The following is a 23,313-nucleotide window of genomic DNA, read 5'->3' as shown; positions in this document are numbered from 1 at the left end:
TGGCGCACGCCGGGTCACTCCTTCGGCATTTCGAAACCGTAACGACGCATCACGTCCTGTGCCGCAGGCGTCGCGACGTAATCGTAGAAGGCCCGCGCGGCGGGCGGCGCATCGCGCAGCAGCACCATGCGCTGGGCAAGTCTGCGATGCCAGCTCTCGGGGATCAGCGCGAACTCGCCCCGCCCGCCCACCTCGGGCGCCATGGCCAGCGACAACGCGATGATGCCGCCCTGACTCGAGCCGGAGGTGGCGAACTGGGCCGCCTGTGAAATGTTTTCGCCGAGCACCAGACGCGGTTCGATGTCGGCCCACAGTCCGGCATGCTGCAACGCCTCCTTCGCCCGCGCGCCATAGGGGGCATGCTCGGGATTAGCGATGGCGAACTTCTTCAGTCGCCCGTCACGCAGCGCACGCGCCAGATCCTTCAATTCGCCGTCGGCCTTCAACGGCGAACCTTTCGGCACCATCAGGCCGATCCGACCGAAGGCGTACAGCCGGCCACGGTCCTGCGTGAGTTCCAGGTCGGCGAGCTTGAACACGAAATCCTCGTCGGCCGACATGAACAGATGAAACGGTGCGCCCTGCCGGATCTGCGAGAAGAAATTTCCGGACGAGCCGAATACCAGTCGAAGCTTGTGGCCGGTGTCGCGCTCGAAACGTGCCGCCAGCGCTTCGATCGCGAATTTCAGATCGGATGCCGCCGCCACGGTCGGCGACTCGGCCGCGCGCGCAAGCGGCACGACAGACCAGGCAACGATGCACAACAGCAGGATTCGGTGGATCAGGCGAACAGATGTCACGGGCAACGCGCCTCCGCACGGTTCGATATACATTCTTATGGATATCGTTCGCTGAGTATAACGAGTACCGTATGCTGTGCATGGCCGTCCATGCATCAACTTGTCCGAAGTGCGTCCCTCGATCCCGATGGACGCCGATCAACGATGACCAGGAACACCGCGCCCGACACGCCCGAACACAGCACGCGTTTTCGCGTGCAGATCAAGCACGCCGTCGCGATCGGCCCCGGCAAGGCGGACGTGCTGCAGGGCATCGCCGCAACCGGCTCGCTGGCCGAAACCGGTCGCCAGCTGGGCATGAGCTACCAGCGCATCTGGTCGTTGGTGGATGCGATGAACAAGGATTTCGTCGAACCGCTGGTCATCAAGCAGCGCGGCGGTACGGCGGGCGGAGGTGCCCGCCTCACCGCAACCGGAGAGCAGGTGCTCGCGCTCTACCGGGCGATCGAGGAGGACGCGCGCATCGCCGCGGCACGTCGACTGCCCGAACTGGTGGCACTGATCCGGGCGGGCGCCGGCGAGTCCGGATCGAACTGAAAAGGCGCCGTCCGGAATCGCACGGCCGCGAGCAGGTCAAGTCAGGACCGGCTCAGGCCGTGCTCGGGTCCACCGTCCAGCGGCGCGACACATTGCCCAGGCTGCCGACGCTTTCCAGATGCACCGGAAAGCCCCACAGCCGGGCGACGTGCTTGAGCACCTCGTAGGCGTTGTCATGCAGCGGGCGCTCGTTGTGCTGCGTGTGGCGCAGCATCAGCGAGCGGTCACCGCGCAGATTGACCGACCACACCTGGATGTTCGGCTCGCGCGAGCCCAGATCGTATTGGCGCGACATGGCCTCGCGCAGGCTGCGGTAACCGGCCTCGTCGTGGATGGCCGACACTTCCAGCGTCGGATCGGTCTCGTCGTCGACGATGGAAAACAGCCGGAAATTGCGCATGACGCGCGGCGACAGATACTGGCCGATGAAGCTTTCGTCCTTGAAATTGCGCATCGCGTGGTCGAGCGTTTCCAGCCAGTCGCGGCCGGCGATGTCCGGAAACCAGTAACGGTCTTCGTCGGTAGGCGCCTCGCAGATGCGCTTGATGTCGCTGTACATCGCAAACCCGAGTGCGTACGGGTTCATGCCGCTGTAGGCCGGGTGATCCACAGGCGGCTGGAACACCACATTGGTGTGCGACTTCAACCACTCGATCATGATGCCGTCTTCGAGATAGCCGTCGTCGTACATCGTGTTCAGCAGGTGGTGATGCCAGAACGTCGCCCAGCCCTCGTTCATCACCTGGGTCTGGCGTTGCGGGTAGAAGTACTGCGCGATCTTGCGCACGATGCGCACGATTTCGCGCTGCCAGGGTTCGAGCAGCGGCGCGTTCTTCTCGATGAAATACAGCAGGTTTTCCTGCGGATCGGCCGGAAAGCGCGCCTGCTCCTTCTCCGCGGCGTCCTTGCCCGACTTCGGCGGCAGGGTGCGCCAGATTTCATTCACCTGCTGCTGCGCATACGCCTCGCGGTCTTTCGCGCGCTCGAGTTCCTGCGTCAGGCTCAGCTTGCCCGGGCGGCGGTAGCGATCGACGCCGTAATTCATCAGCGCATGGCAGCTGTCGAGCAGCAGTTCCACGGCGTCGACGCCATGGCGCTCCTCGCAGGCCGCGACATAATTCTTCGCGTACACGAGGTAATCGACGATCGAACCTGCGTCGGTCCACATGCGGAACAGGTAGTTGCCCTTGAAGAAGCTGTTGTGCCCGTAAGCCGCATGCGCGATCACGAGGGCCTGCATGGCCATCGTGTTCTCTTCCATCAGATAGCTGATGCACGGATTGCTGTTGATGACGATTTCGTACGCCAGCCCCATCTGACCGCGCCGGTAGTTCTTTTCGGTGCTGATGAATTCCTTGCCGTAGCTCCAGTGCCGGTAGTTGACCGGCATGCCGACCGACGCATAGGCGTCCATCATCTGTTCGGCAGTGATGATTTCCAGCTGGTTCGGGTAGGTGTCGAGACTGAAGCGCTGCGCCGTGGCGCGGATCACCGTGTGGTACTGATCGATCAGATCGAAGGTCCAGTCGCTCGGACCGGGCAGCGTCTGCGCAGGTCTGTCGGTCGGCGGCAGCGGCACGCGCAGCGGCGGACGCGGACGGCGGCCGCCGTACTCGTCGGGCGTGGCCGCCTGACCGACATGCCGACGATTGAAGGTGTCGCTCATTTTGCCGCTCCTTCCTTCCTGAACAGGTCGCGGAACACCGGGTAGATCTGGTCCACCTCGCTCGCCTTGCGCATCGCGAAGGTGTCGGATTCTTCCGCCAGCGAGGCGTACTCATGCCACAGGTTCTGTTCCTGATCGACCACCTGGATGTAGGCGAAGTAACGGCACAGCGGCAGGATGCCGTGTTCCAGCAACTGGCGGCAGCGCGGGCTGTCGTCGTGCCAGTTGTCGCCGTCGCTGGCCTGCGCACCGTAGACATTCCACTCGTTGCGCGGGTAGCGCGCGCGGATGATCTCTTCCATCAGCACCAGCGCGCTCGACACCACGGTGCCGCCGGTTTCGGTGGCATGGAAGAAGTCGTGCTCGTCCACCTCCTGCGCCTGCGTGTGGTGGCGGATGAACACGATGTCGATCTTTTCGTAGTGCCGCGTCAGGAACAGATAGAGCAGGATGAAGAAACGCTTGGCCAGATCCTTGCGCGCCTCGTCCATCGAGCCGGACACATCCATCACGCAGAACATGACCGCCTTGGCCGTCGGTACCGGCGTGCGCACCCGGCTGCGGTAGCGCAGGTCTATCGGATCGAGGTAGGGAATGCGGTCGATGCGTGCGCGCAACGCCGCGATGTCGGTTTCGAGCTGCTCGATCTCGTGCAGCCGTTCAGCGCTGGCCGGCTGGGCGCGCAACTCGGTCAGCAGGTCTTCGAGCCGGTGGAGTTCGCGCCGCGACTCGCTGCCGAGCGCGATGCGCCGGCCGATGGCGCCGCGCATCGAACGCACGACGTGCAGGTTGTTCGGCGTGCCGTCGCTGGAAAAGCCGGCGCGATGCGTCTTGTACTCCGGCGTGTCGGCCAGCGTGGTGCGGATCAGGTTCGGCAGCGCGAGGTCGTCGAAGAAGACCTGCATGAACTCTTCCTTCGAAAGGTGGAACACGAAGTCGTCCTCACCCCCGCCGGAATCGCTTGCCTGGCCGCCGCCACCGCCCTGCCCGCCCTTGGGCCGCTCGATCCGGTCGCCGCGCACGAAATCCTTGTTGCCCGGGTGCACCATTTCGCGCTTGCCGCCCTGACCGTGACCGAACACCGGCTCGCTGATGTCGCGCCGCGGGATGTGGATGTCCTCGCCCTGCGCGATGTCGCGAATGCCTCGCCCTTCAACGGCCCGGCGCACCGCCTCGCGGATCTGTTCCTTGTGGCGGCGCAGGAAGCGTTCGCGGTTGCCGATGGACTTGTTCTTGCCGGCCAGCCGTCGATCAATGATCTGCTGCAAGATGTGTTCTCCGAGCCGTCAGTCGATCCGACATCTACGTCCCTGCCCTTTTTGCGCCGGCGCCCTCACGAGCTCTTGCGCACACGCAGGTACCACTCGCACAGCAGTCTGACCTGCTTCGCGGTGTAGCCCTTGTCCACCATGCGGGTCACGAAATCTTCGTGCTTCTTCGCATCGTCGGCGCTCGCCTTGGCATTGAAGCTGATCACCGGCAGCAGTTCTTCGGTGTTGGAGAACATCTTCTTCTCGATCACCGTGCGCAGCTTTTCGTAGCTGCTCCACACCGGATTCTTGCCACCGTTGTTGGCCCGCGCACGCAGCACGAAATTAACGATCTCGTTGCGGAAATCCTTCGGGTTGCTGATGCCGGCCGGCTTTTCGATCTTTTCCAGTTCGGCGTTCAGCGACGCGCGGTCGAACACCTCGCCGGTGTCGGTATCGCGGTACTCGCTGTCCTGTATCCAGTAGTCGGCGTAGGTGACGTAGCGGTCGAAAATGTTCTGCCCGTACTCGCTGTAGCTCTCCAGGTAGGCAGTCTGGATTTCCTTGCCGATGAATTCGGCGTAGCGCGGCGACAGGTGTTCCTTGATGAACGATATGTACTTCTGCTCGACATCCTGCGGAAACTGCTCGCGCTCGATCTGCTGTTCCAGCACGTACATCAGATGCACCGGGTTCGCCGCGACTTCGGTCGAATCGAAGTTGAACACCTTGGAAATGATCTTGAACGCGAAACGGGTGGACACGCCGCTCATGCCTTCGTCCACCCCGGCGTAGTCGCGATACTCCTGATAGCTCTTGGCGCGCGGATCCGTGTCCTTCAGGTTTTCGCCGTCGTATACCTGCATCTTCGAGTACAGACTGGAGTTTTCCGGCTCCTTCAGGCGGGTCAGCGTGGCGAACTGCGCCATCATCTTCAGCGTGCCCGGCGCGCAGACGGCCTGGGCCAGCGACGAGCCGCGCAGCAGCTTCTCGTAGATCTTCACTTCCTCGCTGACGCGCAGGCAGTAAGGCACCTTGACGATGTAGATGCGGTCGAGGAAGGCTTCGTTGTTCTTGTTGTTGCGGAAAGCCTTCCATTCGCTCTCGTTCGAGTGCGCGAGCACCACGCCATCGAACGGGATGGCGCCGAAACCTTCGGTGCCCTTGAAGTTGCCCTCCTGGGTCGCGGTCAGCAGCGGGTGCAGCACCTTGATCGGCGCCTTGAACATTTCGACGAATTCCAGCAGACCCTGATTGGCCAGGCACAGGCCGCCGGAAAAGCTGTAGGCATCCGGATCATCCTGCGCGAAGGTTTCCAGCTTGCGGATGTCGACCTTGCCGACCAGGCTCGAAATGTCCTGGTTGTTTTCGTCGCCCGGCTCGGTCTTGGCGATGCCGACCTGCTTGAGCACCGACGGGTAGCGCTTGACCACCCGGAACTTGCGGATGTCGCCGCCGAATTCCTCCAGCCGCTTGACCGCCCACGGCGACAGGATGCGATTGAGGTAACGGCGCGGAATGCCGTATTCCTTCTCCAGGATGGCAGCGTCTTCGGTCGCATCGAACAGTCCGAGCGGCGAATCATTCACCGGTGAACCCTTGATCGCATAGAACGGCACTTCCTGCATCAGCGACTTCAGTCGCTCGGCAATCGACGACTTGCCGCCGCCGACCGGCCCCAGCAGGTAGAGGATCTGCTTCTTCTCTTCCAGCCCCTGGGCGGCGTGGCGGAAGTAGCTCACGACCTGCTCGATCGCGTCTTCCATGCCGTAGAACTCGGCGAAGGCCGGATAGATCTTGATCACCTTGTTGGCAAACAGCCGCGACAGCCGCGGATCGTTGCGCGTATCGACCGTCTGCGGTTCGCCGATCGCCTTCAGCATGCGCTCGGCCGCGCTGGCGTAGCTCAGCGGGTCACGTTTGCACTCCGCCAGATACTCTTCCAGCGAAAGCTCTTCCTCACGCGTGCGTTCGTAGCGTGCGGCGAAATGACTGACGATGTCCATGTTGATCTCCACAATCCGTTGACCTGCAAAACACCTGTTGCCCGGCATGCGCGACCGGCGGCGCACTATCGTTCGCCCTGCTTTCAGCTTGGTCTACGGCAGCGCTTGTGCAAAGTTCGATAAGCACCGCAATCACCATTCTGATCCGATTGAACGCCTGTGCCGCGCGACGCCGGAACACCTGCTGAGTCGATGTCGCGACGCCCTCTAAGTTCCCCATTCCGGGCAGCCCGACCAGCGCGCGACACACTTCCTTTTCCAGGCTGTTGACGCGCCGGCAATCCAGACCGTTGACCGGTGTTCAGCAAGTAGCGGTCCAGTTCGCGTCGGGTATCCGGCACGGTCGCGCGCAGTCGCTCCGGATGACCGGCAGGCCGGGTCGGGGACCGCCTCGCAGCGCGCCGCCTGCTGGCGGAAGTCGCTGCAGCCGGCCAGCGGTAAGACCTGGCCGGGGCCTCGTACGGCTGGCGCTGCGCCACCAGCCGTCATGCACTGGCAGCGCCCGGATATGCACCATCAAGGTGCCTGACCGCAGTCCGACCGACACCGCTGCGTACAACGCGCCGCGCCCGGACCACTGTATTGAATTACAGTATATTCGTGCGACCCATTCGTCCGTGCCGATGCACCATGCCCGCCCCACCCGTCGACTATGCCGAACTGCATTGCCTGAGCCACTTCACCTTCCTGCGCGGTGCCTCCGCACCGGACGAACTGGTGACGCGCGCCGCGGAGCTGGGCTATGCCGCCCTGGCCATCACCGACGAATGTTCACTGGCTGGCGCCGCGCGCGCCCACCTGGCCTGGCGCAATCTGCCCGAACCGCGGATGAAGCTGATCATCGGCTGCGAAGTGCAGCTGGCCGACGGACCGAAGCTGGTCCTGCTGGCCTGCGACCGCAACGGTTACGGCAATCTGTCGGAACTGATCACGCTCGGCCGCATGCGGGCGGAGAAAGGCCGCTACCACCTGAGCTGCGCCGATCTGGACCGCGGCCTGCCCGGCTGCGTCGCGCTGCTGGTACCCGGCGATTTCCTGCCCGACACGGACGCTGCACTGGCGGCGCACGCCGGCTGGCTGAAGCAGCGCTTTGCGGAACTTGCCTGGCTGGCCGTCGAACTGCACCATGGTCCGGACGACGCCATCCGGCTGCACCGGCTGCAGGCCATCTGCGCCGCCAGCGGGCTGCCGCTGTGCGCCGCCGGCGACGTGCACATGCATGTGCGCAAGCGTCGCCGCCTGCAGGACACGATCACTGCGATACGGCTCGGGCGCACGCTCGCCGAGTGCGGCTACGCGCTGTACGCCAACGGCGAGCGCCACCTGCGCCTGCCGCACAAGCTGGCCGGCATATACCCCGCAGCACTGCGGGCCGAAACGCTGAAGGTGGCCGCATGCTGCCATTTCTCGCTCGCCGAACTGCGCTACGAATACCCGGAGGAAATCGCGCCGCCCGGCCATACCACCACCTCCTGGCTGCGCGAACTGACCGAGCGCGGCTACGTCGAGCGCTGTGCGCAGATCCGCCGCATCGTCACGCTGGACGACATCACCTTCGCGCGCAAGGCGCGGGAGATGCGCGCACAGATCGAAATCGAACTCGCGCTGATCGCCGAGCTTGAATACGAGCCCTACTTCCTGACCGTGTACGACATCGTCGCCTGGGCGCGCACGCAGGGCATCCTGTGCCAGGGTCGCGGCTCGGCGGCGAATTCGGCCGTGTGCTACTGCATCGGCGTGACCGAAGTCGACCCGTGGCGCGCCAACATGCTGTTCGGCCGCTTCATTTCACGCGAACGCAACGAGGCGCCGGACATCGACGTCGACTTCGAGCACGAACGGCGCGAAGAGGTCATCCAGTACATCTATGGCAAGTACGGCCGCGACCGTGCGGCCCTCGCCGCCAGCCTGACCACCTACCGGCCGCGCTCGGCACTGCGCGACGTCGGCCGCGCGCTCGGTTACACCGACGATGCGCTTGACCGCCTGACCCAGGGCCACATGTGGTGGGACGGCGGCCGGGTACGCGAAGACCGCCTGCTAGAAGCCGGCTTCCGGCCCGAAGCGCCGCGCGTGCAGCTGCTGCTCGAACTGTCGAACGAACTGATCGGCGCGCCGCGCCACCTGTCGCAGCACGTCGGCGGCTTCGTCATCGCGCGCGGCAGGCTCTCAAGGCTGGTGCCGATCGAAAACGCGCGCATGGCCGGGCGCTGCGTCATCCAGTGGGACAAGGACGACCTCGAAGCGCTCGGCCTGATGAAGGTGGACGTGCTGGCGCTGGGCATGCTGACCGCCATCCGCAAGTCGCTGGACGCACTGGCGGCGTTCGAAGACGGGGATCCTGCCGCGGCACGAAAAGCTCCGCGCACCCTGGCCGACATTCCGCACGAAGATCCGGCCACCTACGACATGCTGTGCCGCGGCGAGTCGACCGGCGTGTTCCAGGTCGAGTCGCGCGCACAGATGAACATGCTGCCGCGGCTGCGGCCGCGCCGCTACTACGATCTGGTGATCCAGGTCGCCATCGTGCGGCCGGGGCCGATACAGGGCGGCATGGTGCATCCCTATCTGGCGCGCCGCCACCTGCCGCCGGAGCGCATCGACTATCCGTCGGACGCACTGCGCCCGGTGCTCGAACGCACATTGGGCGTACCCATCTTCCAGGAGCAGGTGATGCAGCTGGCCATGGTCGCCGCCGGTTTCACCGCCGGCGAAGCCGACCAGATGCGTCGTTCGATGGCCGCCTGGCGGCAGCGCGGCACGATGGAAAAATTCCAGCAGAAGCTGACCGACGGCCTGCTCGGGAACGGCTACACGCCGGCATTCGCGGAGCAGATCTACCGCCAGATCGAAGGCTTTTCCGGCTATGGTTTTCCGGAATCGCACGCCGCGAGCTTTGCGCTGCTGGTGTACATCTCGTCCTGGCTCAAATGCCATCACCCGGCCGCCTTCCTGTGCGGCCTGCTGAACAGCCAGCCCATGGGTTTCTACGCGCCGGCGCAGCTGATCGCCGATGCCCGCACGCACGGCGTCGACATCAGGCCGGCCGATGTGTCGGTCAGCAGCTGGGACTGCGTGCTTGAAGCGGCGCCGCACGGCACGGCACCGGGTGTCCGCCTCGGCCTGCGCATGGTCAAGGGGATGGCGCAGGACGCCGTGCGGCGCATCGTGGCGGCGCGTGCGCAGGCGCCGTTGTCGAATGTCGACGAACTGACCCGCCGCGCCCGGCTGGACCGCCGGCAACTCGGCTGTCTGGCCAGCGGCGGTGCACTGCAGTCACTGGCCGGCAATCGCCATCAGGCACACTGGCAGGCCGCCGCGCGCCGGCCCGATGCGCTGCTGCGCGACGCACCGGTGAGCGAGAAGGTGCTGGCGCTGGCCGCTCCGCGCGAGGGCGAGGACATCGTGGCCGACTACGCCAGCCTGGGCTTCACGCTCGGCCGCCATCCGCTGGCGCTGCTGCGCAGCCAGCTCGCCGCGCAGCGCTTCATCACCGCGGCCGAATTGCGCCGCCTGCCCGACCGCGCACTGGCGCGTGCCGCCGGCATCGTCACCTGCCGCCAGCGCCCCGGTACGGCCAGCGGCGTCATGTTCGTCACCGTCGAAGACGAAACCGGGCTGGCCAACATCATCGTGCACAAGGACCTGCAGGAGCGGCAGCGCAGCGAAGTGCTCGGCGCCACACTGCTCGGCATCTACGGCCAGGTGTCGCGCGAAGGCGAGGTGATCCACCTGATCGCCCGCCGGCTGGTCGACCGCTCGCCACTGCTCGGCGCGCTGACGCCGCGCAGCCGTGACTTTCACTGACGTCAGCGGTCGTCGGCATGTACATCGCAACAGCACGACGTGCTGACGCGAAAGTGAAACAATCGAATGCGAAAGTAGTGGGTTATTTGCCCGGAATAGGGCAAATGGCGTGAGCCTGCCCGACTGTGGCCCAGAACAACAATACCGGCATCCTTCACATGAGTACGCCACCGCCATCGAGCGCAATCCGAGACGAATCAAAGCCGGTCGGAGCCCGGATCTGGCGAAAGGAGATCGGCGCGGGCGTGACCGTTGCGGCCGGATCCATCCCGAACGAACTCAGCTATGGCCTGCTCGCCATGGCGCCTCTGGGCCTGGCAATGGAAGGGCGCGGCATTCTCGCAGCCATGCTCGCGGGCATGCTGGGCACGCTGGTCGCCCTGTCGCTGGGCAGCCGGGTCGGACAGATACACGGTGCACGACCGGCGCTGGCGCTAATCGTGTCGGCCCTGATCGGAAATACGCTGATCAAGGCCAACTGGCTGCCCGGCATACCGCATCAGGACGGCGCACTCATCCTGATGGGCCTGGCACTGACCGGCGCCGCCCTGCTGCAGCTGACGACCGCAGCCGCTGGCTGGGGCCGCTTCGTGCGTTACATCCCCTATCCGGTACAGGCCGGGTTCTTCAACGGCGTCGCGCTGCTGATGCTGCTCGGCGGGTTGAAGCTGGTTTTCATGCAGGGCGGCACCTGGCATCTGTCACCCGGCCCGGCGCTGGTGGCGGCAGTCATCGTGCTGCCTGGCGTCGTGCTGCAGCAACGCTGGCCGGAGCGGCCTTTTCTGCCCGTGCTGCTGTGTGTCGGCGCACTGCTGCATCACGCACTGGCTTCACGCGGCATGGCGATGGGCCTGACACTGGGCGCGCTGGCCGACACCCGGCTCAGTTTCGACCACCTGCTGCACCTGCCCGATGCATTGGCGCTGCACGGCCCGGGAGACTGGCTGCGCGTGCTTGGCGGCTCATGCGTTGCCATCGCGCTGGTGTCGGCACTGGAAACCCTGTTTGCTGCCAACCGGCTCGACACGTTGACCCACAGCCGGCACGACACGCGACGCGAACTGGCTGCAATCGGTGGCGCCAATCTCGCCCTCGCGGCGGCGGGCGGCCTGCCGGCCGCGGGTGCGGTGTCGCGCGCCAATGCAGCCTATTCGGCGGGCGGCCGAACCCGCGTTCCGGCGCTGTGCTACGCCTTGTTGATCGCGCTGCTGTGGCTGTTCGGCCTCGACATGCTGGCCATGCTTCCGCACTCGACCATCGGCGCCGGTCTGGTGCTGCTGTCCGTCGGCGTGGCCGATCGCTGGAGCGTCGATGCGGTACGTGACTGCCTGCGTGGCCGATCGCTCCCGGAACGGCGGCTGATGTCGAATCTGGCCGTCAGCGCCCTGGTCACGCTGGTGGCGGCGTTCGTCGGTCTGCTGGAGGCGGTGTCGGCCGGACTGGTGGGCGCCATGTTCCTTTTCGCACGCGATCACAGCAAAAGCATCGTGCGACGCGTCGCCGACGGTTCGGTCGCGTCCAGCCTGCAGGTCAGGCCAGCCTGGCAGCAGATCAGGCTGGCGTCCCAATCGACGCGCTATGCGCTGGTCGAGCTTGAGGGATTGCTGTTTTTCGGCACCGCCGAGGAACTCGAAGAAGTGATCGAAACACGCCTGGCCGAGGCGCGCTTCATCGTGCTCGATTGTTCCCGCCTGATCGACATCGATCTCTCAGCCGCGCAGGTGCTGTCACGCATGGCGACGCGCCTGCGTATCCGTCACACGCGGCTCGCACTGGCCGGCCTCGATCCGGCCGGTGCGCGGGCAACTTTTCTGGCCAGCAGCGGATTGGCACAGGTACTGCCGCGCAAGCGATGGTTCGCCAATGCCGATGCAGCGCTCGAATGGGCGGAAAACCAGGTGCTGGACTCGGGTATGGCAACACGCCGACTCGACTCGGCCACGAAGCTGCGTCATCTCGATGTATGCACGGGCATGAGCGAGGACCAGGCCGCCACGCTGGAAAGCCTGATGCGGCGAGGGCTTTATGTGCGCGGAGACGTGCTGTTCAACGCCGGCGACGCCAGCGATGCCATGTATGTGCTGCTGGCGGGCAGCGTCAGCATTCTGCGCGCGGGCGATGCCGGCACGCCGCGGATACGCATCGCCTGTCTGAGCGCTGGTCTGGTGGTCGGGGAAATGGGGTTGATCGAAAATCAGCCGCGCACCGCCGATGCGATCGCCGACACGACGGTTGAGTGTCTGGTGCTGGAACGCACCGGACTGGAGCTTCTGCAACGTGAGCACCCGCAGGTTGCCAATCTGCTGTATGCCAATCTGGCCTGTACGCTGGCGCAGCGTCTGCGCGACACGACAATCAGGCTGCACGGCTACATGAGACCGCACTGAGCTTGGCTGCACTGCGATGCCATCCCGGCGGCTTCCGCCGCTAGCGCGCCGGAAACACCAGCAGCGCGTCGCCGACATCGAAGATGAGCACGATGTCGGCCTCGGGACGGGCTGCCGCAGCCTGCACCGTATCGGACCAGTTTCGGAAGAAGACCGCCCGATCAGGGCTGCCGGACCAGCTGCACAACGCCGCGTTCGGCCGATCGGGTGCCACGGACAGATAATCGCCGGTGCCGGTGTGGGTCAGCGCGAAGCCGAGGAAGCAGGCTTCGGCCGGCACGTCGAGCAGGTGCTTGAGCTGCGCGACCGGCGAACCGTCAGCCCGGGCGGTCGCCACATCCTCTGCCAGCGGTCTGGTTGCATACCTTTTCATGTCGCGCCTCCATAAACCCGATTGTCATACTAGCAAGCGGGATCGGGGGACGGAAGATGCCTGCACAATCAGAGGTCGCGCGTGACCGCCTGCCAGCGCAGGCGGCGGGCATGCGCGTGGCGGGCGCGCAGGCGCGGATCGGACGCCACGATGCTCAGCGTTTCGCCGATCACCATGATGACGCCGAGCACCGGCAGCACCAGCAGCAGACCGGCCACGCCGGCCACGGCACCGCCGACGAAAATCATCAGCACGGTGATCAGAGGATGCATGCGCAGGCTGCGGCCGATGGTGAGCGGCATGAAGATGAAGTCGTCGAGCAGGCGCACCAGGATGAACAGGCCGATCGACGCGTAGGCAATCGACGGTGAACCGGGAAAATCGGTCGCGGCGACCATGACCACCAGCGCGCAGCCAATGACCGAGCCGACGAATGAAATCCATGCCAGCACCGCGGTGATGATGCCGAGCGTCAGCGGCGACGACAGTCCGATGACCCACAGCCCGGCCGCCAGACAGACCGCATCGAGCACGGTCAGCTTCACCAGCCCCTGGAAATAGGCGCGCGTCGTGCGGTCGACCTCGTACAGCAGATGCAGCGTGCGCTCGAAATAGGCGTTGGGCACGGCGCGCGCAAGAAAGCGCTGGAAGCGGCGGCCGTCGCGCAGGAAGAAATAGGCGAGGAAAGGTGCGAGCAGCATGGACGGCAGCCAGGCGGCGACCGACATCATCAGCGACGGCAGGCGATTCTGCGCAAAGCCCTCGCCGGCCGCCGCAATGTAGGACGACACGGCGTCGGCCACATGTGCATCGCGCATGAAACGGGATTGCTGCTCCAGCGCACGCAGGGTCTGGTCGAGCAGCAGCAGGCCGCCCTGCAGATAGCGCATGCCGGTTTCCTGCACGCCGACCGCCTGCGCGGCAAAGCGCGGCAGCATGAATGCGAAGGCGCCGACCAGCAGCAGCGCGAACACGCCCACCGTGATGTTGGCCGCCGATTCCTGCGACAGGCCGGCGAACATCAGCCGCTGCATCGGGTACGCAAGAAAGTAGTAGGCGATGAGCCCGAACAGGAAGGGCAGCACCAGCCACAGCACCTGCTGGAACAGATAGAGCGCCAGGGTGGTGGCGAGCAGGATGCCGCACCAGGCCAGCGGCCCGGCACCGGACGGTCGCAGCCGCCTCATGCCGCGGCGCTCACAGATGACCGTCCTGCCGCTGCCCCGCGTTGGCCTGACGCAGCCGACCGCCCAGGTGGCGCGCCAGCGACAGTGCGATCTTCGACGCGATCTTCGGATGGGTTTCCAGCAGGTTCATGAAGTCGGCTCGAAAGAATACGACCAGCACACAGTCCGCCGTGGCACGGGCCTGCGCTGCGCGCGGCGCCTGATCGAGCAGTGCCAGTTCGCCGAACACCTCGCCGGCCGCCAGCAGTGCCAGACGCTGCTGACGCCCGCCGTCATGGCGCAGGATTTCGACCTCGCCCGACACGATGGCGTAGATCGCCTCGCCGTCGTCGCCTTCGTCGAACACCACCTCGCCGGCGAGGTAGCTGCGCTCGTGGCGCAGTGCCTGCACCACCGGCATTTCACGCCGGCTCAGGGTCGAAAACAGCTTGATCTGGCGCAGCGGATGCGGCGCTTCGTGTGCATCATGGCGGCCAAACAAGCGCACGTCGGACTCCGTTGGGTGGGGCGTGGATATCAACGCTGCAGCATACCGAGTTTTGTGCGCGCAAAAGTACGCCGGGCGCGGAATTCCCCCTATCCTTGCCGGTCACAGGCACGGCCATAACGATAATTACAGACATGACATCCCGACTGCTGCACTGGATAGACCTGAACATCCTGTCGCTCGGGCGCGACATGCGCCTCTCCTACCTGCCGCCGCTGATGGTCTACATGGCGGCCGGCATCCAGGGCCTGACCGGCATCGTCGGCACCTTTTTCGTCAAGGACTACCTCGGTCTATCGGCGGAGTTTCTCGCCGCACTGGGTTTCTGGGTCGGCATTCCATGGGCGCTGAAGATTCCGATGGGCCATCTGGTCGATCTGGTGTGGCGCTACAAGAGCCTGCTGATCTACCTGGGCGCCAGCATCATCGCCGCCAGCCTGCTGATCATGGCCGGCCTGATCGCCGAACGCGATGCGATGGCGGCCATCCTGCCGATCAATACCTGGTTCGTGCTGAGCGCGCTGTTGAGCCCGATCGGCTACGTGCTGCAGGACGCGGTGGCCGACGCAATGACGGTCGAGGCGGTGCCGCATGTCGAGGAAGACGGCACGCCGGTCACGCCCGAACGCCTCAAGCTGATGCACACCACGATGCAGACGCTCGGCCGGGTCGCCATCATCGGCGGCAGCGTGCTGGTGGCGCTGGTGAACCTGTATCTGTTTTCCGGCACCGAAGCGCTGCCGGAAGCGGAAAAGGTGCTGCTGTATCGCGACATCTATCTGATGGCGCTGGTCATTCCGGCGGTGTCGGTGGCCGGTGTCGCCTTCGCTGCGCTGCTCAGGATGCGCCACATCCGGGCGCACATGGCGCGCGGCCTTTCGCGCGCCGAAGCGGCCGCGCTGCTGCGCGACCCGGACGGAAATACCCGACCCAACTGGTGGATCATCGGCGGGAGCGCAGCCTTCGTGGCGTTCACGCTGACGATGGGGCTGTCAAACCTGAAGTGGAACCAGGAAATCATCTTCGTCGGGTCGTTCACCATCATCGCCTTCCTGATGGCGAAACTCACACGCGAACTGGACGAGACAGCGCGCAACACGCTGATCGGCACTGCGCTGGTCATCTTCATGTTCCGCGCGACGCCCGGCACCGGGCCCGGCGTATCGTGGTGGTCGATCGACGTGCTCGGCTTCGATCAGGCATTCTTTTCGGTACTGTCGCTGATCGCCAGCACACTGACGCTGATCGGCATGTTCCTGTTCCGCCGTTTCATGGCCGAGCGGTCAATCCTGTACGTCGTCGGATTTCTCACGGCAGCCAGCTTCGTGCTGTCGCTGCCCACGCTGGGCATGAGCATGGGCCTGCACGAATGGACAGCGAGCGTAACCGGCGGCGTCGTGGATGCACGCTTCATCGCGGTGATCGATACCGCTCTCGAATCGCCGCTGGGCCAGATTTCGATGATTCCGATGCTGGCCTGGATCGCCAATTCGGCACCGGCCCATCTGAAGGCGACCTTCTTCGCGGTGATGGCGTCGTTCACCAATCTGGCGCTGTCGGCCAGCCAGCTCGGTACCAAGTATCTGAATCAGATCTTCACGCTGGCGCGCGAAGTGAAGGACCCGGCAACCGGTGCCGTGGTGACCGCCGCCAACTACAGCGACCTCACATCACTGCTGCTGACCGTGGTCGCCATCGCCGTGCTGATGCCCGTCAGCGCCATCCTGATCGCCCGCGCCCTGCATCTGCGCAGCGCGTAACGCCTCCGGCAGCGCCACGACCCATCACCCGCGCGCCGCGTTGATCTGCGGCCTGTGGGAGCGGCGGCCTCGCCGCGATGGTGCCGTGACCATCGTTGTGCAGAGAGCGTATCGCGGCGAGGCCGCCGCTCCCACAGGCCGCAGATCCCACAAGGAGCCCGCCGCCACAGGCGTTGCAATAAGGGTTATGAGCCGGCAGTGCCGCCGGCAAAATCCACCCGGTGCGGCGACGCGAGGTATTCGCGCGTGCGCATTTCGATCAGGCGACTGACCGTGCGGGTGAATTCGTTGGCATTCGGGCCTTCGACATAAAGCAGGTGCGCCTCGACTTCGGCCGACAGGATGAGCTTGACCCGGAAGTCATACAGTACATCGACAAGCCAGGTGAAGCGACGCGCCTCGTTCGACTTTTCGCGACTCATCTTCGGCACGTCGGACAGTACGAAAGAGTGGAAGCGCCGAGCCAGTTCGAGGTAGTCATTCTGCGAGCGCGGGCCGCCGCAGATTTCCTCGAAGTCGAACCAGACCGCGCCCAGCGAACAGGCATGCGTTTTCAGCGTGCGACCGAGGATGTCAAGCGTGCCGTCGGACGATGGCTCGCCGCACAGCTCGCGGAAGTCCTCTTCCAGCCGGCGGTCGGCGTCGGTACCGTTGGGCACCATGTAGATGTCCATGCGTTCGAGCGAACGCAGCCGGTAATCGATGCCGGCATCGAGTTCGAACACTTCGAGCTTTTTCTTCAGCAGTTCGATGGTGGGCAGGAAGTTCTGCCGCTGCAGCCCGTTCGGGTAAAGGCCGTCGGGCGGATAGTTGGACGTGGCGACCAGCACCACGCCACGCTCGAACAGCGCCTCGACCAGCCGGCCGAGAATCATCGCGTCGGCGATGTCGGACACGTGGAATTCGTCGAAACACAGCAAGCGGGCGGACTGCGCAAGCTCTTCGGCCACCCGGGCCAGCGGATCGGCCTCCGACTTGTGCTGTTTGAGCGCCGCGTGCACCTGCTGCATGAAGGCGTGGAAATGCACACGACGCTTGCGCCGATAGGGAACGGCGTCAAAGAAGCAATCCATCAGGAAGCTCTTGCCGCGTCCGACGCCGCCCCAGAAATAGACGCCACGCGGCGGTTGTGCGCGCGACAGCAGCTTGCGCAGCTGGGTACGGCGCGCCGCCTTGAAGCCGAGCAGTTCGGTATAGAGCTGCTGCAGCCTGTCGGCGGCGGCGCGCTGCGACGCGTCAGCCTGGTAGCCGTGCGTTCTGAGTGCCGCCTCGAAGGCGTCCATCATGCCCCGTTCGGGCACCTGAAGGATTTCGTGCGGCATCGCCCGGTGTCAGAAGTGCAAAGGTCGCTTGTCGCAGGCCAGTGCAGCTTCGTGCATGACCTCCGACAGCGTGGGGTGGGCATGACAGATGCGTGCGATGTCTTCCGAGCAGGCACCGAATTCCATCGCAACGACCGCCTCGGCGATCAGCTCCGAGGCATTGTTGCCGATCACGTGCACGCCGAGGATGCGATCGGTTTCCGCGCAGGCGTACATGCGCACGAAACCGGTGGTGTCACCCTGCCCCAACGCGCGTCCATTCGCGGCGAACGGAATCTGGCCCGCCTTGAATTCGATGCCGGCCGCCTTGAGCTGCGCCTCGGTCTTGCCGACCCAGGCGATTTCAGGGTGGGTGTAGATGACCCAGGGCACGGTGTCGTGATTGACGTGCCCCTTCTGGCCGGCGATGCATTCGGCCACCATGACGCCTTCTTCCATGCCCTTGTGCGCCAGCATCGGGCCCGGCACGACGTCACCGACCGCCCACACGTTGGCAAGGTTGGTACGGCACTGTTCATCGACCTCGATGAAACCGCGGTCGCTCACCTTCAGGCCGACCGCATCGGCATTCAGGCCATCGGTATTCGGGATGCGGCCGACCGACACGATCAGGCGGTCGCACTCGAGCACCTTCTGCTCGTCCTTCAGTTCGTACTCGACGCGCACGCCATCGGCCGTGCGTTCGACCTTGCCGATCTTCACGCCGAGCTTGATGCCGAGCTTCTGCTTCGCGGTGAAGGTTTTCCAGGCTTCCTTGGTGATGGCCGCATCGGCTGCAGAAAGAAAGTCCGGTGCGGCTTCGAGGATGGTCACCTCGGCGCCGAGCCGCTTCCATACACTGCCCAGTTCCAGCCCGATGACGCCGGCGCCGATGACGCCCAGACGCTTCGGCGCACCGTCAAACGCCAGCGCGCCCTCGTTGTCGCAGATCACCTCGTTGTCGACCGGAATGTCCGGCAGATGGCGGGCACGCGAGCCGGTCGCCACGATGACGTGCTTCGCCATCACGTGTTCGGTCTCACCGTTGCGCGTCACGGCGATCTTCCATTTTTCTTCCTCGCGGCCGGCGAAACTGCCCAGACCGCTCAGCAGCGTCACCTTGTTCTTCTTGAACAGGCCGCGGATGCCGCTGGTCAGCTGATCGACGATGTTGTTCTTGCGCTTCATCATCACACCGACGTCCATGCGCGGCGAATCAACCGAAATGCCATGCATCACGAAGCTGTGATTGGCCTGCTCGAACAGCTCCGACGACTGCAGCAGCGCCTTGGACGGAATGCAGCCCACGTTCAGGCAGGTGCCGCCGAGACGCACCTCGCCCTTTGGGTCGGCGTAACTGTTGTACTCGATGCAGGCGGCATTCAGGCCGAGCTGGGCGGCACGAATCGCTGCGACATATCCGCCGGGACCGGCTCCGATCACGACGACATCAAATTCCTTGGACATCTGGATTTGCTCCACTTGAAGGTTCAAGCCTCAAGGTCCAAGGTACAAGGCAAACCCCTTGCACCTTGGACCTTGCCACTTGAACCGGAATTACACGTCAAACAACAGGCGGGCCGGATCTTCCAGCGCTTCCTTCATCGTCACCAGACCGAGCACCGCCTCGCGACCGTCGATGATGCGGTGGTCGTAGGACATGGCGAGGTAGTTGATCGGGCGGATCACCACCTGGCCGTTCTCGGCGACCGGCCGGTCCTTGGTCGCATGCACACCCAGGATGGCCGACTGCGGCGGGTTGATGATGGGCGTCGACAGCATCGAGCCGAATACGCCGCCGTTCGAGATCGAGAACGTGCCGCCAGTCAGCTCTTCCATCGACAGTTTGCCGTCCTTCGCCTTCTGGCCGAATTCTGCGATCTTCATCTCGATGTCGGCGAAGCTCATCTGGTCGGCATCGCGCAGGATGGGCACGACCAGACCACGCGGGCTGCCGACGGCGATGCCGATGTCGAAGAAGCCGTGATAGACGATGTCGTTGCCGTCAATCGATGCGTTCAGCAGCGGGAACTTGCGCAGCGCCTGCAGCGCCGCCTTCACGAAGAACGACATGAAGCCGAGTTTGACGCCATGCGTCTTCTCGAACTTCTCGGCGTACTTCTTGCGCAGATCCATGACCGGCTGCATGTTCACTTCGTTGAACGTGGTCAGGATGGCGTTCTGCGCCTGCGACTGCAGCAGGCGCTCGGCGACGCGGGCGCGCAGGCGCGACATCGGCACACGCTGCTGCGGCCGGTCGGCCAGCAGCTCTTCGAGCCGGACCGGAACCGGCGGCTGCGGCAGTGCCGCGGCAGCCGAAGCAGGCGCGGCAGCAGCACGCGGCGCGGCCGGGGCCTGAGCCGGAGCCGGGGCGGGCACTGCTGCGCCGACGGCGTCAGGCTTGGTGATGCGACCACCGCGACCGGTGCCCTGCACGTCACCACCCGCCAGACCGCGTTCGTCCATGATTTTGCGTGCGGCCGGGCTGGCGGGCGCCGACGAGGACGCGCTGGCGGTTGCAACCGCGGCGGCGGCGGGTGCTGCAGCAGGCGCTGCCGCCGCAGCCGGTGCGGCCGCGACTGCCTTGCCTTCGGTGTCGATCTGCGCGATCAGCTCGCCGCTGGTGACCAGGGCGCCGTTCTGCTTGATGATGGCGACCAGTACGCCGGCGTCCGGCGCGGGGGTTTCCAGCACCACCTTGTCGGTTTCGATGTCTATCAGGTTTTCATCACGGGCGACCGCGTCACCCACCTGTTTGTGCCAGCTGACCAGTGTGGCTTCGGCCACCGATTCGGACAGCTGCGGAACCTTCACTTCGATAAGCATTTGATCCTGTCTCCCTGTCGGGGGCGTCTCAGCGCCCCACTCCTGCGAACGCTGCTTCGATGACCGCCTTCTGCTGAGCCTGGTGCTTGGCGGCATAGCCGACCGCCGGCGAGGCCGCCGCAGGCCGTGATACCAGTTCCAGCTTCATGTCGCCCACTGCCTTGCCCAGGTGCTGACGCGAAATGAGCCAGTACCACATGCCCTGATTGCGCGGCTCTTCCTGGACCCAGGTGATGCCCTTCGCCTTCGGATAGCGTGCAACCTGCGCGGTCACCTCCGAAGACGGGAAGGGATAGGGCTGTTCAAGCCGTACGATGGCGACGTTCTTGATGTCGTTCGCACGACGGTGCGCCAGAAGTTCGTAGTAGATCTTGCCGCTGCACATGATGATGCGTTCGACCTTCTTGTCGTCCAGCGCATCGACTTCCGGAATGACCGGCTGGAAGCGGCCGTTGGCCAGCTCATCGAGCGACGATACGGCGTCCTTGTGACGCAGCAGCGATTTCGGCGTGATGATGACCAGCGGCTTGCGTACCTTGCGCAGCATCTGGCGACGCAGCAGGTGGAATATCTGCGCCGGCGTGCTCGGGATCGTCACCTGCCAGTTGTTCTCGGCCGACAGCTGCATGTAGCGCTCGATGCGCGCCGACGAATGCTCCGGGCCCTGACCTTCGAAGCCGTGCGGCAGCATCATCGCGAGCCCGCACAGGCGACCCCACTTCGCTTCGCCCGAAGCGATGAACTGGTCGAACACGACCTGCGCACCGTTGGCGAAATCGCCGAACTGCGCTTCCCACACGACCAGTTCGTTCGGTTCGGTCGTGGCGTAGCCATAGTCGAACGCCAGTACGGCTTCTTCCGACAGCACCGAATCGATCACCACGCACGGCGCCTGATCTTCCTGCAGATGCTGCAGCGGCATGTAGTTGCCGCTGTCCCACTTCTCGCGCCTCTGGTCGTGCAGCACGGCATGGCGGTGGAAGAAGGTGCCGCGGCCGACGTCTTCGCCGGAGACGCGTACGCCGTAGCCTTCGACCAGCAGCGTCGCATAGGCAAGGTTCTCACCCATGCCCCAGTCGACCGGCTGGCTGCCCTGCGCCATGGCAGCGCGATCGTCGATGATCTTCTGTACCCGCGAATGCAACGCAAAGCCGTCCGGTACGGTCGTCAGACGCTTGCCCAGGCGCGCCAGTTCGTCCTTCGGTACGCGCGTGTCGCACTCGTCGGTATAGGGCTGCTTCAGGAACGGCGTCCAGTCGACCGCAAAGCGACGCTGGTGATTGGTCAGCACCGGGTCCTGCGCCAGCCGGCCTTCGTCGAGCGCGGCCCGGTAGTCGGCAATCATCTGCTCGGGCTCCTGCTCGCCGATGACCGCCTGCGAAATGAGCCGGTCGGCGTAGATCTTGCGCGCACCCGGATGCGCCGCGATCTTCTTGTACATCAGCGGCTGGGTCACCATCGGCTCGTCCTGCTCGTTGTGGCCGAGCTTGCGGTAGCAGATGATGTCGATCACGACATCCTTCTTGAATTCGGCGCGGAATTCCATCGCCATGCGCGTCACGTAGGCCACCGCCTCCGGATCGTCGCCATTGACGTGGAAGATCGGCGCTTCGACCATCTTGAAGATGTCGGTGCAGTACAGCGACGAGCGGTAGTCACGCGGATCGGAGGTGGTGAAACCGATCTGGTTGTTCACGATGATGTGCACCGTGCCGCCCACGCCGTAGCCGCGCGTCTGCGAGAAGTTCAGCATTTCCTGATTGACGCCCTGGCCGGCCACGGCCGCGTCGCCGTGCAGGATGACCGGAATTACCTGGGTGCCGCTCTTGTCGCCACGGCGGCGCTGGCGCGCATACACCGAACCGACCACCACCGGATTTACGATTTCCAGGTGCGAAGGGTTGAACGCCAGCGTCAGGTGCACCGGGCCGGACGGGGTATTCACGTCGGACGAGAAACCCATGTGGTACTTGACGTCGCCGGCCGACAGGTCGGACGCCGCCTTGCCCTCGAATTCCGAGAACAGCATCGACGGCGCCTTGCCCAGCGTATTCACCAGCACGTTCAGCCGGCCGCGGTGCGCCATGCCGATGACGATTTCCTGTGCGCCCTGCGCGGCTGCCACACGCACCAGTTCGTCCATGGCGACGATGGTCGATTCGCCGCCTTCGAGCGAGAAGCGCTTCTGGCCGACATACTTGGTATGCAGGTAGCGCTCCATCGTTTCGGCCGCCGTCACGCGTTCCAGGAAGCGCTTGCGATCTTCGACCGAGTAGCCGTAATTGCCGCGCATCGGCTCCAGCCGCGCCTGGATCCAGCGCTTGTGGGCGATGTCGGTCATGTACATGTATTCGGCGCCGACGCTGCCGCAATACACCTGACGCACCGCTTCGAGGATTTCGCGCAGGCTGGCGCGGTCATCCGGCGGGAAGCGGAAGGAACCGGTGCTGAACACGTCGCCCAGATCGGCTTCGGTGAAGCCGTAGTGCGACGGCTCCAGTTCGGAAATGTCGGGCCGTTCGGCGCGCTTGAGCGGATCGAGCTGCGCCCAGCGATTGCCGAGGAAGCGGTAGGCGTTGATCATCTGCAGCACGCCGACCTGACGCTTGTCGTCGGCCGCCGGGCCGGCCGAACGGGTCGGACCGCGCTTGGCCAGTTCGGCAAACGACGCGACGACCGGAGCATGGGCCACATCGGCAGCAGCGCCAGGCAGATGTTGCAGGGATTCGAAGTAGCTGCGCCAGGCATCCGGTACGGAACCCGGATTGGCGAGATAGGACTCGTACAGTTCCTCGACAAAGGGCGCATTGCCCCCGAAGAGGTAGGAATGACTCAACATCTGCATCATGACTCGCTCCCCCGCCCGGGGTTGCCCGGGCTTGTTATGGCGATGCCCACGCGGTCGGATCCCGGCGCACCTGTCGTG

General features: G+C 64.8%; 15 protein-coding genes. 4 read left to right on the top strand and 11 right to left on the bottom strand.

Annotation, left to right across the window (positions count from 1 at the left end; all coding sequences use genetic code 11):
• Nucleotides 1-14 precede the first annotated feature (14 nt).
• Nucleotides 15-800 carry a molybdate ABC transporter substrate-binding protein gene (gene modA, locus NMQ16_RS13100; protein ID WP_257081195.1) on the bottom strand — a complete coding sequence of 262 codons (786 nt, stop codon included), beginning with the start codon at nt 798-800 and terminating at the stop codon, nt 15-17.
• Nucleotides 801-944: 144 nt separating this feature from the next.
• On the opposite strand from modA, the gene NMQ16_RS13095 reads away from it, so the two are divergent.
• Complete coding sequence (locus NMQ16_RS13095) at nt 945-1,337, top strand: winged helix-turn-helix domain-containing protein (RefSeq protein WP_257081194.1); 393 nt, start codon at nt 945-947, stop codon at nt 1,335-1,337.
• 52 nt (nt 1,338-1,389) lie between these two features.
• Here NMQ16_RS13095 and NMQ16_RS13090 read toward each other — a convergent pair whose 3' ends face one another.
• The 3 genes from NMQ16_RS13090 to NMQ16_RS13080 all read right to left on the bottom strand — a co-directional run bounded on the left by NMQ16_RS13090 (nt 1,390) and on the right by NMQ16_RS13080 (nt 6,259).
• Complete coding sequence (locus NMQ16_RS13090; protein WP_257081192.1) at nt 1,390-3,003, bottom strand: SpoVR family protein; 1,614 nt, start codon at nt 3,001-3,003, stop codon at nt 1,390-1,392.
• The gene (locus NMQ16_RS13085; protein WP_257081191.1) at nt 3,000-4,271 is read right to left on the bottom strand and encodes a YeaH/YhbH family protein; all 1,272 of its coding nucleotides are present in this window, start codon (nt 4,269-4,271) and stop codon (nt 3,000-3,002) included. The genes NMQ16_RS13090 and NMQ16_RS13085 overlap by 4 nt, the downstream gene beginning before the upstream one ends.
• A gap of 65 nt (nt 4,272-4,336) precedes the next feature.
• Nucleotides 4,337-6,259 carry a PrkA family serine protein kinase gene (locus NMQ16_RS13080; protein WP_069037582.1) on the bottom strand — a complete coding sequence of 641 codons (1,923 nt, stop codon included), beginning with the start codon at nt 6,257-6,259 and terminating at the stop codon, nt 4,337-4,339.
• A 630-nt stretch (nt 6,260-6,889) separates the two neighbouring features.
• Here NMQ16_RS13080 and NMQ16_RS13075 point away from each other — a divergent pair.
• Nucleotides 6,890-10,066 carry an error-prone DNA polymerase gene (locus tag NMQ16_RS13075; RefSeq protein ID WP_257081188.1) on the top strand — a complete coding sequence of 1,059 codons (3,177 nt, stop codon included), beginning with the start codon at nt 6,890-6,892 and terminating at the stop codon, nt 10,064-10,066.
• A gap of 158 nt (nt 10,067-10,224) precedes the next feature.
• Nucleotides 10,225-12,453 carry an SLC26A/SulP transporter family protein gene (locus tag NMQ16_RS13070; RefSeq protein ID WP_257081187.1) on the top strand — a complete coding sequence of 743 codons (2,229 nt, stop codon included), beginning with the start codon at nt 10,225-10,227 and terminating at the stop codon, nt 12,451-12,453.
• A gap of 40 nt (nt 12,454-12,493) precedes the next feature.
• Here NMQ16_RS13070 and NMQ16_RS13065 read toward each other — a convergent pair whose 3' ends face one another.
• The 3 genes from NMQ16_RS13065 to NMQ16_RS13055 all read right to left on the bottom strand — a co-directional run bounded on the left by NMQ16_RS13065 (nt 12,494) and on the right by NMQ16_RS13055 (nt 14,500).
• The gene (locus tag NMQ16_RS13065) at nt 12,494-12,826 is read right to left on the bottom strand and encodes a hypothetical protein (RefSeq protein ID WP_257081186.1); all 333 of its coding nucleotides are present in this window, start codon (nt 12,824-12,826) and stop codon (nt 12,494-12,496) included.
• Between the two features lie 68 nt (nt 12,827-12,894).
• Complete coding sequence (locus tag NMQ16_RS13060) at nt 12,895-14,013, bottom strand: AI-2E family transporter (protein WP_257081183.1); 1,119 nt, start codon at nt 14,011-14,013, stop codon at nt 12,895-12,897.
• A 10-nt stretch (nt 14,014-14,023) separates the two neighbouring features.
• Nucleotides 14,024-14,500 carry a cyclic nucleotide-binding domain-containing protein gene (locus tag NMQ16_RS13055; protein WP_257081181.1) on the bottom strand — a complete coding sequence of 159 codons (477 nt, stop codon included), beginning with the start codon at nt 14,498-14,500 and terminating at the stop codon, nt 14,024-14,026.
• 134 nt (nt 14,501-14,634) lie between these two features.
• Between NMQ16_RS13055 and NMQ16_RS13050 the strand changes: the two genes are divergently transcribed.
• Nucleotides 14,635-16,260, top strand: a complete 1,626-nt coding sequence (locus NMQ16_RS13050; protein WP_257081180.1) for a hypothetical protein — start codon at nt 14,635-14,637, stop codon at nt 16,258-16,260.
• A gap of 185 nt (nt 16,261-16,445) precedes the next feature.
• Here the strand turns inward: NMQ16_RS13050 and zapE are convergent, their stop codons facing one another.
• The 4 genes from zapE to NMQ16_RS13030 form a co-directional block, all read right to left on the bottom strand.
• Nucleotides 16,446-17,582 (bottom strand): cell division protein ZapE, encoded by a 1,137-nt coding sequence (zapE, locus tag NMQ16_RS13045; protein WP_257081179.1) that lies wholly within the window; start codon nt 17,580-17,582, stop codon nt 16,446-16,448.
• Nucleotides 17,583-17,591: 9 nt separating this feature from the next.
• Entirely contained in the window at nt 17,592-19,028 is a 1,437-nt protein-coding gene (lpdA, locus tag NMQ16_RS13040; protein ID WP_257081177.1) for a dihydrolipoyl dehydrogenase, read from the bottom strand.
• Between the two features lie 90 nt (nt 19,029-19,118).
• On the bottom strand, nt 19,119-20,387 hold the full coding sequence (gene odhB, locus NMQ16_RS13035; protein ID WP_257081175.1) for a 2-oxoglutarate dehydrogenase complex dihydrolipoyllysine-residue succinyltransferase: 1,269 nt from the start codon (nt 20,385-20,387) through the stop codon (nt 19,119-19,121).
• Nucleotides 20,388-20,415: 28 nt separating this feature from the next.
• Nucleotides 20,416-23,235, bottom strand: a complete 2,820-nt coding sequence (locus NMQ16_RS13030; RefSeq protein WP_257081174.1) for a 2-oxoglutarate dehydrogenase E1 component — start codon at nt 23,233-23,235, stop codon at nt 20,416-20,418.
• Nucleotides 23,236-23,313: the final 78 nt, after the last annotated feature.

It is taken from the genome of Methyloversatilis sp. XJ19-49 (genome assembly GCF_024580145.1).
In the GTDB taxonomy this organism is placed as follows: Bacteria; Pseudomonadota; Gammaproteobacteria; order Burkholderiales; family Rhodocyclaceae; genus Methyloversatilis.
This window is presented reverse-complemented; position numbering and strand designations above follow the sequence as displayed.

Coding starts and splice junctions, on each gene's coding strand:
- zapE (WP_257081179.1), bottom strand. CDS start 17,582: ATGCCGCACGAAATCCTTCAGGTGCCCGAACGGGGCATGATGGACGCC.
- NMQ16_RS13050 (WP_257081180.1), top strand. CDS start 14,635: ATGACATCCCGACTGCTGCACTGGATAGACCTGAACATCCTGTCGCTC.
- NMQ16_RS13090 (WP_257081192.1), bottom strand. CDS start 3,003: ATGAGCGACACCTTCAATCGTCGGCATGTCGGTCAGGCGGCCACGCCC.
- NMQ16_RS13070 (WP_257081187.1), top strand. CDS start 10,225: ATGAGTACGCCACCGCCATCGAGCGCAATCCGAGACGAATCAAAGCCG.
- NMQ16_RS13095 (WP_257081194.1), top strand. CDS start 945: ATGACCAGGAACACCGCGCCCGACACGCCCGAACACAGCACGCGTTTT.
- NMQ16_RS13080 (WP_069037582.1), bottom strand. CDS start 6,259: ATGGACATCGTCAGTCATTTCGCCGCACGCTACGAACGCACGCGTGAG.
- NMQ16_RS13060 (WP_257081183.1), bottom strand. CDS start 14,013: ATGAGGCGGCTGCGACCGTCCGGTGCCGGGCCGCTGGCCTGGTGCGGC.
- NMQ16_RS13075 (WP_257081188.1), top strand. CDS start 6,890: ATGCCCGCCCCACCCGTCGACTATGCCGAACTGCATTGCCTGAGCCAC.
- lpdA (WP_257081177.1), bottom strand. CDS start 19,028: ATGTCCAAGGAATTTGATGTCGTCGTGATCGGAGCCGGTCCCGGCGGA.
- NMQ16_RS13030 (WP_257081174.1), bottom strand. CDS start 23,235: ATGATGCAGATGTTGAGTCATTCCTACCTCTTCGGGGGCAATGCGCCC.
- NMQ16_RS13065 (WP_257081186.1), bottom strand. CDS start 12,826: ATGAAAAGGTATGCAACCAGACCGCTGGCAGAGGATGTGGCGACCGCC.
- odhB (WP_257081175.1), bottom strand. CDS start 20,387: ATGCTTATCGAAGTGAAGGTTCCGCAGCTGTCCGAATCGGTGGCCGAA.